We start from the raw sequence: 13896 nt of genomic DNA, 5'->3' as shown, positions 1-13896 counted from the left end.
TATTATCTCTAATTTACTTTAAATCTTGTCGAGTGCTTGTTGGATATCAGCAATAATATCTTCGGGATCTTCAATCCCTACCGAGAAGCGAATTAGGTCTGGGCGGATACCTGCATCGGCTAGTTGCTGGTCGCTAAGTTGACGGTGCGTATGGCTTGCGGGGTGCAATACGCAGGTGCGTGCATCGGCTACATGAGTAACAATTGCAGCTAGCTTTAGCGAGTCCATAAATTCAATAGAACTCTCACGTCCACCTTTAAGTCCAAATGAGATTACTCCACAAGAACCTTTGGGCATATACTTCTTCGAAAGTTCGTAGTATGGGCTACTTGGCAGATCACAATAGTTAACCCAAGCTATCTTATCGTTTGCTTCGAGATACTGGGAAACAAGTAAGGCATTCTTGCAGTGCTGAGGCATTCTTAAGTGAAGTGTTTCTAATCCTAGATTGAGTAGAAAAGCATTCATTGGGCTTTGAGTACTACCCAAATCTCGCATCAGTTGTACTGTTGCTTTCGTTAGGTAGGCCATCTTGCCAAAAGTTTCGGTATAAGTAAGTCCGTGGTATGATGGGTCAGGGGTGCATAGACCAGGGAATTTATTGGCATGAGCTGCCCAATCGAAATTGCCACTATCTACTACACAACCACCAATAGCCGAAGCATGTCCATCCATATATTTGGTTGTAGAGTGGACAATGATGTCGGCTCCCCACTCGAATGGGCGACAATTAATGGGTGTGGGGAAGGTATTGTCGATAATAAGTGGCACGCCTTGCTGATGTGCAATACGGGCAAACTTTTCGATGTCTAGCACTTCTAGTGTTGGGTTTGATACGGTTTCTCCAAACAATGCTTTGGTGTTGGGGCGGAAAGCCTTTTCGATTACTTCATCGGTATCGTTAGGATTAATGAAGGTCACGTCAATACCGAATTTTTTTAGTGTGACACCAAATAAATTATAAGTACCTCCATAGATTGATGCTGAGCAGACAAAGTGGTCGCCCGCTTCACAAATATTGGTGAGGGCAAAGAAATTGGCTGCCTGACCACTAGCAGTTAGAATGGCACCAATACCACCTTCTAGGTCAGCTATTTTTGATGCTACGGCATCGGTAGTTGGGTTTTGTAGGCGAGAATAAAAATAGCCTGCATCTTTTAAGTCAAAAAGACGTCCCATTTGGTCACTTGTGTCATACTTAAATGTAGTACTTTGGTATATAGGTAGCACACGAGGATCCCCCTTTTTTGGATTCCATCCTCCTTGTACACAAATTGTTGAACGCTTGGCTTTTGTTTTCATTTTTAGTTATTAAAGTATAATAAATAAGGATTGTTTGGATATACAATATTTACAAAAATAGAAAATTTAATGTACTTTTGAGACAATGAAAATTATTTAAGAATAAATACGCCAAAATGAAACATAGACTTTGTGCATGCTTGAAGCGAATTATATGTGTAATAGTCTTATTATATATTCCCATTTTTTCTCAAACTGCTTATTCTCAAGAACAAAAAGTTGTTCGTTCTCAACCCAAAACGGGTGAAGGAGTCTATGATTTATTACTTCGAAATGGCCGTGGATTGGAATATTTTAATGAGTTCGTAGCACTGAATAAAAAACGCTTGGGTAAGGACAACTCCCTTAAAATGGGTTTTTACTACATTATCCCGCCTAAAAAAACGGGTAAATCAACAGCTACTACCAAAACTGATGCTACTGTAACAAGCAAAAAAAAGCCGGCAGCTGATAATGTGAAAACACCTGAGGTAAAACCCGCTTCTACTATTATAGGAAAAACAATAACGGAACCTTTGTTTGGTCCCTCTAAGCAGACTTTTAAGATTGAATCTGAGCAACTAAAGGATGCTTGCTTTTATATTGTAAGTGGTCATGGTGGTCCCGACCCTGGTGCCATTGGTAAAATGGGGCATCACCATTTGCACGAAGATGAATATGCTTATGACATTGCTCTACGATTGGCTCGTGACTTGATGATTCAAGGGGCAAAGGTGCATATTATTATTCAAGATGCTAAAGATGGTATCCGTGACGATAGAATCCTATCGAATAGTAAGCGTGAAACCTGCATGGGGCAAAAAATCCCTTTGAGCCAGCTCGGAAGACTAGCTCAGAGAACCAACAAGATTAATGAGCTATATCAAAAAGACAAAAAGAACTATAAATATTGTCGGGCTATTTTCTTGCATATTGACAGCCGTACCAAGAATAAACGTGTGGATGTATTTTTCTATCATTACGGTTTAAATCCTAAAGGACTTGATCTAGCTACTACCATGAAAAATGAATTTTCCTCGAAATATAACCAGCATCAACCGAGTCGTGGATTTACCGGCACGGTAAGCACACGTAATCTATACGTGCTCAAAAATACACATCCGATAGGTCTGTTCGTGGAGCTTGGTAATATTCAAAACTCATTCGATCAAAAACGCTTTGTGGTGAGTTCCAATCGCCAAGCATTGGCTAAATGGATGTCACACGGGTTTATACTAGACTATAAAAAACAAACAGGTCGTTGATTTTGGAGAAAGATGAAATGAATAATAAACTGGCTTCTGGCTATTATGATACACTCTATTCTATAGCTTTGGATGTTGATTCTTTGCTGCTGTTTAAGTATAAGCAGTTACGAGATTTACTCGAAAGAATCTGTAGGACAGAAATGAATTTTGTTGACCTTCAAGCTACCGATTTATCGGCTCGAATTAGCTATGTTGCTGATAAATTTGACATCTCTTATTTAGAGCAACAGCGGCTTCATAGTTTTCGGTTAACCTCTAATGAGCTACTTCATACCAATACGGAGCCTCGTGAAGACTATTTCTTAAGAGATTTGAAAACAATCTCTTTTTTTGTACGCAAGCTTTATGCTTTAGATATTCCTTACGAGCTCTATCGTATTTTACCTACTCACGATGCTACATACCATGTGATGAAGCTTGGTGTGGAACTCAAGAAACAGATGCGAGTATGTTTCCAATCTGCGGATGATGAGTTTTTATACGTTTTGCCCGCCGAGGCTTTGGTCGATGAACCTCTTAAGGTTAGATATACTGTTGAGGAGGTTAACGACGAATTTACAAAGCTAAAGACCGTTGTGTGGAAACACGCTCAGCTCAATTTGCTCGATGTTAGCATTGATGATCAAGGTATCCTGACTCCTCGAATCATTGTGCTTGAACCGGACTATCTGTTAGACATTAGCTCCTTGGCCGAATGCTTTAGACCTTACGGGGCACACCCGCTCAATTATATCTTGGCACGAGTCAAATCGATCGATAACCCGAGACCTTTGCTGCTGGGAAGTATTGCCAATCACTTTCTTGATGAGTGGATTCATTACGGCGATCAGATTAGCTATATAACCAGTATGAAAAAGGTTTTCAAGAAGTATGCAATTGAACTAGCTTCTTGCCCTGACCTCGACTCACGCGAGTTGGAAGTGCAGTTTTTTAGCGACTGCAAAATGCACTTCGATAATATTGGGCAAGTAGTCAATCAAACCTTCAACCAAGAGGGGTATAAGCTCGATAAGCAGAATGCGGTTTTGGAGCCTTCTTATATTTGTGAGGCGTTGGGCATCCAAGGGCGACTCGACTATATGCAAAAGGATATGTCGTCTTTTATTGAAATGAAGTCGGGAAAAGCCGATGAATATGCTCTGCGTGGACGAATAGTTCCGCATCAGAACAATAGGGTTCAGATGTTGCTTTACCAAGCTGTACTACTCTATAATATGAACCAAGATAAGGAGCAAGTACGTGCCTACCTGCTCTATACTCGTTACCCCTTACTTTATCCTGCTCGAACTTCATGGCGACTTGTTCGTCAAGCCATTCAGCTTCGTAACGAGATTGTAGCCAATGAATACAAGACGCAGTCGGTTAATAGCCTGGAGTTTACAGAGCAGTTATTCGGTCAAATTCAAGCCGATAACCTGAATCAGTTAAAACTGGAGGGTAAGTTTTGGGAGAAGTACTTGGTACCCCAAATAAATGTAGTTAGTGAACGACTATTCAAGCTTTCAAAGGCTGATCGTTCTTACTTTTACGCTGTCTACAACTTTATAACTAAAGAGCTTTACACCTCCAAATCGGGGGATGTGGCCTATGAGGGTAAGCGAGGAGCAGCTACTTTATGGAACTCTTCGTTTAGTGAAAAATGTGAAGAAGGAGCTATACTCTATGACCTGAAGATTGGTCATAATAATGCGGCTGACCTGCATAAGCCTCATTTGGTTTTTGAGCGGAATAGGGAGTTAGAGGTTTCGGGTTTAGCTCTACCCAATTTCAGGGAGGGTGACGCTGTGGTACTTTATCAGCGTAACGGCTTAGGTGATAATGTGACTAATAAATTAGTCTTCAAAGGCAATTTAGAGCAGATTACAGATGACTCCGTTACCGTGCGCTTGCGTATGGCTCAGCAAAACTTAGATGTTTTGCCCGACGATTCGCTCTATGCTGTTGAGCCTGATAGTATGGATACTAGTTATCGTAATATGTACTTGGGTTTGGATGCTTTTCTGATGACTAATCAAGAGCGTCGAGATCTTATACTCGGAAAAAGAGCTCCTCGATTCTCGTCAAAATACGACACTCAAATTGCTAATGCACCTAATGATTTGACTAGAATAGTCTATAAATCGTTGGCTGCCGAAGATTACTTCTTGCTTGTAGGGCCTCCAGGGACGGGTAAAACTTCATTTGCTCTTAGGAGCATGGTCGAAGCCTTTCGCGAAGAGGGCAAAACAATCTTATTATTGGCTTATACCAACCAAGCCGTAAATGAAATCTGTAAGGCAATTAGTAAAATAAGCCCCGTGTTAGACTTTATTCGAATTGGGAGTGAGTTGTCGTGTGACTCTGTTTATCGCCCCCATTTGTTGGAGAATGTGCTCGAAAATTGCAATAATCGGTTGGCTGTTCGCAATAAGATAGATGCTTGTCGAGTTTTTGTTTCGACAGTGGCTAGTCTGAGTGGTAAACCCGATCTTTTCAGGCTTAAGCACTTTGATGTGGCTATTATTGATGAGGCTTCACAAATATTGGAACCTCAGCTTTTAGGATTACTCGCTGCTTCTGGTCCAAAGGGTGAAGATGGAATAGGTAAATTTGTTTTAATTGGAGACCATAAGCAACTTCCAGCTGTAGTACAACAAAAAGAAGCTACCTCTAAAATAGAGGCTGAAGAGCTCAATGCATTGCAAATATTTAATATGCGTGATGCTTTTTTTGAGCGTCTGTATCGAATAAATGCCCCCAATAGTGTGGAATGGTTGACTAGTCAGGGTAGAATGCATCCTCAAATTGCTGCTTTTACCAACTTCTACTTTTATGAGAATAAGTTGAGTTCTCTAAATTTGCCTCACCAGCTTGAGCACGAAATGCCGTTAAATAAGATTCTTAAATATCCAACCGATCAGGAGGTGACAGTATTGAAAAGTAGGGTGACTTTCATTGAGTCGGAGTTAGAGGTTTCCCCTGAGACTTACAAGATGAATAGTTCCGAAGCCGAAATTGCTGCTCATATTGCTTATCAAGTTTATCAGCGCTATAGTCAATTGTTCGACTCCGAGCATACCTTAGGAATCATTGCTCCTTATCGTACGCAAATTGCTTTGATTAAAAGCTGCTTGGAGCGTTATAAAGTGCCCGAACTCTCGGATATCTTAGTAGATACGGTAGAGCGATTTCAAGGTAGCGAACGTGATATTATTATCTATTCGTTCTGTGTAAATGCTCCTTATCAGCTCGATTTTTTGTCGAATATAATGGTTGAAGGAACTCAGCAAATCGATCGAAAACTTAATGTTGCCCTTACACGAGCACGCAAACAGTTGTTTCTTACAGGTGTACCTCATTTATTGAGATTAAATCCCATTTATAAGAAGTTATTAGCGTTCATTGACAATCGGTAGGTAGAATAGCTTAATCTTTTATTTTATTCTTGCAGAATATTATATTTATTAACTAGCTAAATATATTTCATGTTGTATCTTTGCTGGAACGTTTTTTCATAAAGAAAATATTTAAGGTTAGGAAAAAGGGAGTTGCGTATCTGATATGCAACTCCCTTTTTTGTTTTTATCTGATTTTTAACAATTATCTACTACAAGCCAAATAGACTCCAGCTGTTTCAATATCGGCTCCCATTGGAGGATTGTTTTTATCCAAATGAATCTCAATCTCTTCAACTTGCTTGAACCTTTCAAATAAGGCTTCACAAATCCGATAGACTACATGTTCTAGTAGTTTGGAAGGGGTACTCATCACTTCTTTAACAATACTGAAAACATCTGCATAACTTACCGTGTCTTCAACAGAATCGGTCTCGCCAGCTTTGCTGTAATCTACCTTTAGTTTTAGGTTGATTATGTAGGTGTTACCGACTTTCGTTTCTTGTGGAGATACGCCATGATAAGCGTAGATTTCCAAATTATTGAGTGTGATATAGCTATTGATTACATTCATCTGTTTTTGTGTTTATTGGTTTGATGTTAATTGATTGATGACTTCACTGAGTTCTTTATCCTCTAGTAATTGCTCCAAATACCCCGCCATTCTAAATTTCCATCGATGCTTGGGATTGGCAGGGATATTGATTTGTTCTTCGTTAGCACTGATTGTATCGTACCATTTTGGTGTGAGTGCCATCCAATCTTGTAATGCTTCAATACGGAGCATTGAGGCACCACAAAGTTCTCTATTTAATATCGAATAGGCAAGGGGCGGGTTCAATTTGTCGGGAACGGAATCTTTATTTCCCTCCAGCTCACGATATAGTTCTCGAGCTTGTACTCGATCATTCTCCCACCACCCACGCATCGTACTCATGTCGTGTGTTGAAAATGTACTAACTGAGAGATAAGGATTATTTGCAGGATTTCCTATTATTTGATTATGTGCTTTGGGCATGCGTTGTACTTCCAAACTCAGAATATCCAAGGCATTCATAACTTCGGGGACAGTTTGCGGAATCATACCCAAATCTTCTCCACAAACCATCATATTGCTTGCTCCAATAAGTTGGGGGAGCTTGAGAAGTGCTTCATCCATCCAAAACTGATTATGCCTTTCGTAATAAAAGCTGTGATAGAGCCTATCGAAAGCTAACTTATCTTCTGCACTTAGTGATTGATAGGTTGAAGTTTTGAATGCTTCAATTCGTGGATGAAAGAAGTTGGCTTGCTTCATGTCTTCAATAAACAAGACTTGTGTGTGCAATCCCATCAATAGTGGTAATACCTCTTTACCCATTCCTAGGTCCGTATTCTTTAAAAAGTAATCCCGTAATTTAGCTTGTGTGTTTACTTCTTCTTTAAAATGATATCGTGAAGTATCTATCTGTGTTAAGAGTTTGGATTTAACTAGCTCCTTATCTTCGCTACTTAGCGCGTCAAGGCTTTCTGTGCTGATATAGGGTTGAGTCTGTAACTCTTCGTTGAAGTTAAATCCATAACTAGATATTTCTCCAACAGATAGTGGTAAAGCGGGTGAGAACTGTCCGAGTGTGCCGTAAATAGCCGATCTTGGGATGCTCCAAATTCGGAAGAACCCTAAGATATGGTCGATACGATAGGCCTGAAAGAAATGTGACATGTAGTGAAGTCTGTTTTTCCACCAGCTGAAATCGTCTTTCTGTATATTTTCCCAATTGTAGGTTGGGAATCCCCAGTTCTGACCCTCTGTAGCAAAATCATCGGGTGGGGCACCTGCTTGGCAACTTATATGAAAAAACTCTGGATTGGTCCAAGCATCAGCGCTGTGTAGTCCTATACCAATCGGCAGATCACCTTTAAGCACTACACCTTTGCTATTGGCATAGTCGGACACCTCTTTAAGTTGAGTATAAAGATGGTATTGCATGAAGTAAGTATACTGGAGTTTCTCATAACTCTCATGCTGGGGATTATCAAACTCTTCGATCCATTCGATTCTGAAGTTTTGGTATTTGTCCCAGCAGTTGATGTCCGATGTCTCGTACTTATCTCTTAGCACTAAGTATACGGCATAAGGAGCGAGCCAATGTTTCTGCTCAGCATAAAACTCTTTAAACTTAGCACTCTTGAAAGTCTCTTTTCCCTTGAGTTTAAATATAGCATGACTGTAGGTTTGTTTTTTAGTCTGCACGTAGGGGAAGTCTATAGTTGTCAGTTGATTTATTTGTTTCTTCTCTTTTTGGTAAGTCGCTCCATAAGGGGTGTCGGCTATATCGAGCTCGTCTAGGTTTAGGTAGATTGGGTTGAGAGCAAAGACAGAGATACAACGGTAAGGGTAGGCGTCGTCCCAGCTGTTTGAACTTGTAGTGTCGTTTATCGGAAGTATTTGTACGACCTTTTGATTGGTAAGTAAAGCCCAGTCCACAAGTTGTTTGATGTCTAAAAACTCACCAATGCCCCAGCTGCGCTCACTTCGGAGTGAAAACACAGGCACTGCCGCACCACAAGCTTTCCAATGTGTACGTTCGAATTTAGCAAAGGCATCAAGTTTTGAATAGTAACTGTTTTGGCTCGGTGTAGGTGAGTGGTAATATCTATTATCACTTAACTCCCACGAAATAAGTGAACGGTCTTCTCTATTTAAAATAACGTACTTGTATTCCAATAGATTTTGCTTGTCTAAATTAAGTTTTGCCTTCCATTTAGGGAAATCGGAATCATCCATCATTAGCGCATTCTCAATATTCCAACTGCCTAGTTCTGCTGTATTACCACAGATGGCTAGTGTCTCGTGTGGAGCAATATTTGCTTCAATAAGAGTCAACTCAAAATTCTTATTTGTTACTGAGTGATGCTTGTTTTCTATAGATTCTCTTTTGTTCCACACCTTTGTAAAAGCACTCGTATAAAGTGGTGCTAGTTCGGGTTTATCTATCCAAGAGTCTTCAATATATATATTGGCTTTGTTAGATGTTGGTAGCTGATGCTTGAGTAAATAGAATTCCTGTCTTACTACTTGACCTTCCTTAAACACCAAATAGCTATAAGTCATATCAGATAATACCATATCGTTGAGTTCGACAGTCAGTTCCCAATGTTCGCCATTCTGGGTAATCATGGGGACAGCTCGTGTTAAATCATCATTTCCCAGTTGGGGGATATTTCCCACCATTCTGAGTTGTTCTCCCCACTGTGTGTGGTATTGTATTTTGAAATGGTACTTCATAGTTATTTTAGGTTTAGTGATTTAATACAATAATAGGTAATATCTAATAAGATTGAGGGCAAATGTAATGAAAAAACAGAGGATGTATACGCTAGCATATACATCCTCTATCTTTATCTGATTTTAAATTACAATTCTATCCGCAACGTGATGAACCACAGGTAGTACAAATCAAACAACCCTCTTGGTAGATAAGTGTTTCATTTTGGCAATTTGGACATTTAGTTCCTGTTGCTCTTGTTCCATTTTGTACATAGCGTTTCAAAGCTCTCTCAACACCGTTTTTCCAGTTGTTGATATTTTCGTTATCAAGCTGAAGTGAACCTACAAGTTTAACTACTTGATCGATTGGCATACCCCAGCGCAGAACTCCAGAGATTAGTTTTGCATAGTTCCAATAAACCTTATTGAATTTCTCTGATAGACCTTCAATAGTGGTTTTGTAGCCACGTTTGTTTACGAATTGGAAATCATATCGGTTGTTACCGTTTTCATCGACATTCTTGATGATATTTCCCGAGACTACACTCTTAGGCAATAGAATACCTTCGTCATCGTCTTGTAGACCTGTGAAAATCTCATAAGGTCTGTCTTCATAAAGACCTACAAATGCAACCCATTTTTCTTTATTGTTTTGGAAACGAACTACTTCTGCTTCAAGTACCTTAGGACGTTTAACTACTTCAGGGTTTGTTAACACTGAGCTGGAGGCTTGTTCTCCTTGTGTTGATTTATCTTTGTCTTTCTCTTTATTCGACTCTGTAGCAATCAGCACTCCTGAACGAGAACCGTCACGGTAAACTGTACAGCCTTTGCAACCCGCTTTCCATGCTTCAATATAGAGCTTGTTTACGAGTGCTTCGTCAACATCGTTGGGAAGGTTAATTGTTACGCTGATTGAGTGGTCTACCCATTTTTGGATACGTCCTTGCATTTTTACTTTCATCAACCAATCAACATCGTTTGATGTAGCTTTGTAGTAAGGCGATTTGGCTACAAGTTCATCTATCTCTTCTTGTGAATATCTTTTAGAAGGGTCATAACCATTTGCTTCCATCCAAGTCACAAACTTATGGTGGAACACGGTATACTCCTCGAAGGCATCACCTGTTTCGTCGACAAAATCAATACGAACATTAACGTCGTTCGGATTCACTTTTCTTCTGCGTTTGTAAACGGGTAAGAATACAGGCTCAATTCCAGAAGTTGTCTGAGTCATTAAGCTAGTAGTCCCTGTTGGCGCAATGGTCAAGCAAGCAATATTACGGCGACCATATTTTACCATCTTCTCGTATAAAGCAGGATCAGCCTCTTTAAGACGATTGATAAATGGGTTGTTTTCTTCACGCTTAGCGTCATATACATCAAAAGCTCCACGGTCTTTTGCTAGGTCAGCCGAAGCGTTGTAAGCAGCAAGAGCTACTGTTTTGTGGACAAGTTCAGAAAAATCTGTAGCTTCTTCGGTACCGTAGCGTAGATTCATGCCTGCAAGCATATCGCCTTCTGCAGTAATACCTACACCTGTACGGCGGCCTTGCCCTGTTTTAGTATATATTTTTTTCCAAAGTAAGTATTCTGTTCTTTTTACCTCTTCGCTTTCGGGGTCGTTTTCTATCTTCTTGATAATCGCCTCGATTTTTTCAAGTTCTAGGTCGATGATATCATCCATTATTCGTTGAGCTTTGCCTACGTGATCTTTGAATAACTCAAAGTCGAAGCTAGCTTGAGGCGTAAACGGATTGTTTACATACGAATATAAGTTGATTGCCAACAGACGACAAGAGTCGTAAGGACAAAGTGGAATCTCCCCACAAGGGTTAGTTGAAACTGTTTTATAACCAAGATCTGCATAACAGTCTGGAACAGATTCTTTTATGATGGTATCCCAGAACAATACGCCAGGTTCTGCTGATTTCCATGCATTATGAACGATCTTTCCCCAAAGTTGCGATGCATCAATCTCTTTAACTGTAGTAGGGTTTTCAGAGTCGATGGGGTAGGTCTGTGTATAAGACTGGTTATTGGTTACGGCAGTCATGAACTCATCGTCTAGCTTCACTGATACGTTGGCTCCAGTAATTTTACCTTGAGTCATTTTTGCATCGATAAAAGATTCTGAGTCTGGGTGCTTGATTGAAACCGATAGCATCAGTGCACCTCTACGTCCGTCTTGAGCTACTTCTCTAGTTGAGTTGGAGTATCTTTCCATGAAAGGTACAATCCCAGTAGAAGTTAGTGCAGAGTTTTTTACAGGAGAGCCTTTTGGGCGGATATGCGATAGATCGTGACCAACACCACCTCTGCGTTTCATCAGTTGGACTTGTTCTTCGTCCATTTTGATGATGCCACCATACGAATCTCCAGCTCCTTCTACACCAATAACAAAACAGTTTGACAATGAAGCTACCTGGTGATTATTACCGATACCTGTCATTGGGCTCCCTTGAGGAACAATATATTTAAATTTATCCAATAGCTTAAACAACTCTTCAGCCGATAATGGATTAGGATATTTCTTCTCCATTCTTGCGAGCTCATTGGCTATACGCCAGTGCATATGTTCAGGTGATTTTTCGTAAATGTTGCCATACGAATCTTTCATCGCGTACTTATTTACCCAAACTCTTGCTGCGAGTTCATCACCACCAAAATAGTTGAGTGACTCCTCGTAGGCTTCTTCATATGTATAAGTTGATACTGCCACAGATAGTGTTATTATAGGTTAATATATGGGTGATTATTTGCTTTTTTAGTGAACCTTTTATTGTCTATTGTGTCTGTTATTTGGAACACTAATTTGCTATGCAAAGCTAGAAATGTTTTTCTTTTTGAGCAACTAAAGTAAACTATTTATTTTTTAGTTGTCTGAAACAAAAATCTAAGTCTTTGATTAATAGTTGTTTGTGGTATTTGTGTTAGTTCGTAGTTACTCTTTTAGGTAAGTTGTGTTTTTTACGGCATTAAAATGTTATACTAAACTTAACTTAGTAGTAACATTTTGTTTGGCTAATTGTTTTGCTTAAATTAGGATTGTTAAAAAGTATTATCTCTTGTGTAGTAATTCTTGAATAGAATCCATATCTGCTCGGTAGTTTTTGTCAACCTCACATTGGTGTTTTACAGTTTTACACGCATGTAATACCGTCGAATGGTTTCTATTTCCGATAAACTTCCCAATTTTTGGTGTTGAGTAATCGGTGTATTCTTTGGTCAAATACATTGCAAAATGTCGAGCTTGTACAACCTCTCTTTTTCTAGATTTGGAGTGGATTAGCTTGGCTTCAATCTTAAAGTATTCCGAAACCGTGGTAATAATTTGATCGACCGTGATAACTTTCTTTTCGTCGCGCACTACTTTTTTTACGATACGCTGTGTCAGGTCAAGATCAATATTTTTATTGTAAATTGTAGAGTGCGCCATAATAGAAATTACGATGCCTTCAAGGTCTCTTACGCTGTCGTCTACGTTCTCTGCAATATAAGTAATAACCTCAGGAGGAAACTGCAAACCGTCACGATGAATTTTATTACGTAGGATATCTTTACGGAGCTCCACAGAGGGTCGTTCTAGTTCGGCTACCATTCCCCACTTAAAACGAGTGAGAAGTCTATCCTCCATACCCTGAAGGAGGACAGGTGGAAGGTCTGATGTCAAGATGAGTTGTTTGCCGTTTTGGTGCAGGTGATTAAAGATGTGGAAAAATGTGTTTTGTGTTTTGACTACACCTGCAAATTCTTGTATATCATCGATTATCAAAACATCGATAGTCTGATAAAAATTGATGAAATCATTGGTCGTGTTATTACGCACCGAGTCGGTATATTGAACCTGAAAAAGGTGGGCAGATACGTAAAGAACTCTCTTCTCTGGATACTGTTCTTTAATCCGAAGCCCTACAGCATTGGCTAGATGGGTTTTACCCACTCCCGAATTGCCATGAATAAATAAGGGGTTAAATACTGTTTTAGCAGGGTTTTCTGCAACTGCCTCTGCTACACTTCGTGAAAGCTTATTGCTATTGCCTTCAATAAAGGTTTCGAATGTGTAGTCGGGGTTAAGTCTTGGGTCTAATTCCTGTACTGCAGGTGGATTGGGTGCCTGGGGCCCCTGATTGATTCGTGTTTGTGATTGGGTAGTTGCTGTTTTTCTTACAGCTGTCGATCGATTGCTAGCCTCTAAATTAACTGTTGTACTGGCACTTTTGTCTACCATTACATTATACATCAGTTTTGCTCCTTCACCGATAACTTGATATAGGGTATGACGTAGCAAGTCAACAAACTTCTCTTCCAGAAATTCATAGAAAAATTGGCTTGGAACTTGAATTACTAGTGTCTTGTCCTCAAATTTTAACGGTGAAATAGGGGCAAACCAAGTATTGTATGTAGACTCCGCAACATTGTCTCTAATTATAGCTAGACAATCATTCCAAAGTGCAACATGAACAGGTTTATTCATAGGTGCTTTACGCTTTTAGAAATTTATAAATAAATTCTTGATACACAAATTTGATAATCTTATTTGATATAAACAAATGGATTTATTCTTGGATAATTAATTAAAAATACAAGGATAATCTTAAAGGATATCTTTTGATATACCTGTGTTTTTTTTACGGCCACTTAAAGCCGACAAATGTTTGTATGTCATTGATACATACACTCAATTGTCGAATTACTCTTTTATTTATCTTCGATAAAAAGA

7 protein-coding genes are annotated in these 13896 nt (G+C 39.5%); 2 read left to right on the top strand and 5 right to left on the bottom strand.

Annotation, left to right across the window (positions count from 1 at the left end; genetic code table 11):
* Positions 1-18: 18 nt before the first annotated feature.
* Entirely contained in the window at positions 19-1302 is a 1284-nt protein-coding gene (locus B091_RS0103595) for an O-acetylhomoserine aminocarboxypropyltransferase/cysteine synthase family protein (protein WP_018108640.1), read from the bottom strand.
* A gap of 116 nt (positions 1303-1418) precedes the next feature.
* On the opposite strand from B091_RS0103595, the gene B091_RS0103590 reads away from it, so the two are divergent.
* Both B091_RS0103590 and B091_RS0103585 read left to right on the top strand, forming a co-directional pair.
* Positions 1419-2546 carry an N-acetylmuramoyl-L-alanine amidase family protein gene (locus B091_RS0103590; protein WP_018108639.1) on the top strand — a complete coding sequence of 376 codons (1128 nt, stop codon included), beginning with the start codon at positions 1419-1421 and terminating at the stop codon, positions 2544-2546.
* 17 nt (positions 2547-2563) lie between these two features.
* A complete protein-coding gene (locus tag B091_RS0103585) occupies positions 2564-5944 on the top strand; it encodes a DEAD/DEAH box helicase (RefSeq protein ID WP_025069511.1) in 3381 nt (1126 codons plus the stop codon).
* Between the two features lie 184 nt (positions 5945-6128).
* Here the strand turns inward: B091_RS0103585 and folB are convergent, their stop codons facing one another.
* The 4 genes from folB to dnaA all read right to left on the bottom strand — a co-directional run bounded on the left by folB (position 6129) and on the right by dnaA (position 13650).
* Positions 6129-6497: a dihydroneopterin aldolase gene (folB, locus tag B091_RS0103580; protein ID WP_018108637.1), complete on the bottom strand. Its 369-nt coding sequence runs from the start codon at positions 6495-6497 to the stop codon at positions 6129-6131.
* A 12-nt stretch (positions 6498-6509) separates the two neighbouring features.
* Positions 6510-9191 (bottom strand): 4-alpha-glucanotransferase, encoded by a 2682-nt coding sequence (locus tag B091_RS0103575; RefSeq protein ID WP_018108636.1) that lies wholly within the window; start codon positions 9189-9191, stop codon positions 6510-6512.
* 136 nt (positions 9192-9327) lie between these two features.
* Positions 9328-11910 (bottom strand): adenosylcobalamin-dependent ribonucleoside-diphosphate reductase, encoded by a 2583-nt coding sequence (locus B091_RS0103570; RefSeq protein WP_425303980.1) that lies wholly within the window; start codon positions 11908-11910, stop codon positions 9328-9330.
* A gap of 324 nt (positions 11911-12234) precedes the next feature.
* Positions 12235-13650: a chromosomal replication initiator protein DnaA gene (gene dnaA / locus B091_RS0103565; RefSeq protein ID WP_018108634.1), complete on the bottom strand. Its 1416-nt coding sequence runs from the start codon at positions 13648-13650 to the stop codon at positions 12235-12237.
* Positions 13651-13896: the final 246 nt, after the last annotated feature.

The organism is Bacteroides propionicifaciens DSM 19291 = JCM 14649, from assembly GCF_000375405.1.
GTDB lineage: Bacteria > Bacteroidota > Bacteroidia > Bacteroidales > Bacteroidaceae > Bacteroides_E > Bacteroides_E propionicifaciens.
The sequence above is the reverse complement of the archived record's forward strand: the minus strand, read 5'-3'. Positions and strand labels throughout refer to the sequence as shown.

Excerpts from the sequence above, each read along its gene's own strand:
- B091_RS0103595 (WP_018108640.1), bottom strand. The coding sequence starts at position 1,302 with ATGAAAACAAAAGCCAAGCGTTCAACAATTTGTGTACAAGGAGGATGG.
- B091_RS0103590 (WP_018108639.1), top strand. The coding sequence starts at position 1,419 with ATGAAACATAGACTTTGTGCATGCTTGAAGCGAATTATATGTGTAATA.
- B091_RS0103585 (WP_025069511.1), top strand. The coding sequence starts at position 2,564 with ATGAATAATAAACTGGCTTCTGGCTATTATGATACACTCTATTCTATA.
- folB (WP_018108637.1), bottom strand. The coding sequence starts at position 6,497 with ATGAATGTAATCAATAGCTATATCACACTCAATAATTTGGAAATCTAC.
- B091_RS0103575 (WP_018108636.1), bottom strand. The coding sequence starts at position 9,191 with ATGAAGTACCATTTCAAAATACAATACCACACACAGTGGGGAGAACAA.
- dnaA (WP_018108634.1), bottom strand. The coding sequence starts at position 13,650 with ATGAATAAACCTGTTCATGTTGCACTTTGGAATGATTGTCTAGCTATA.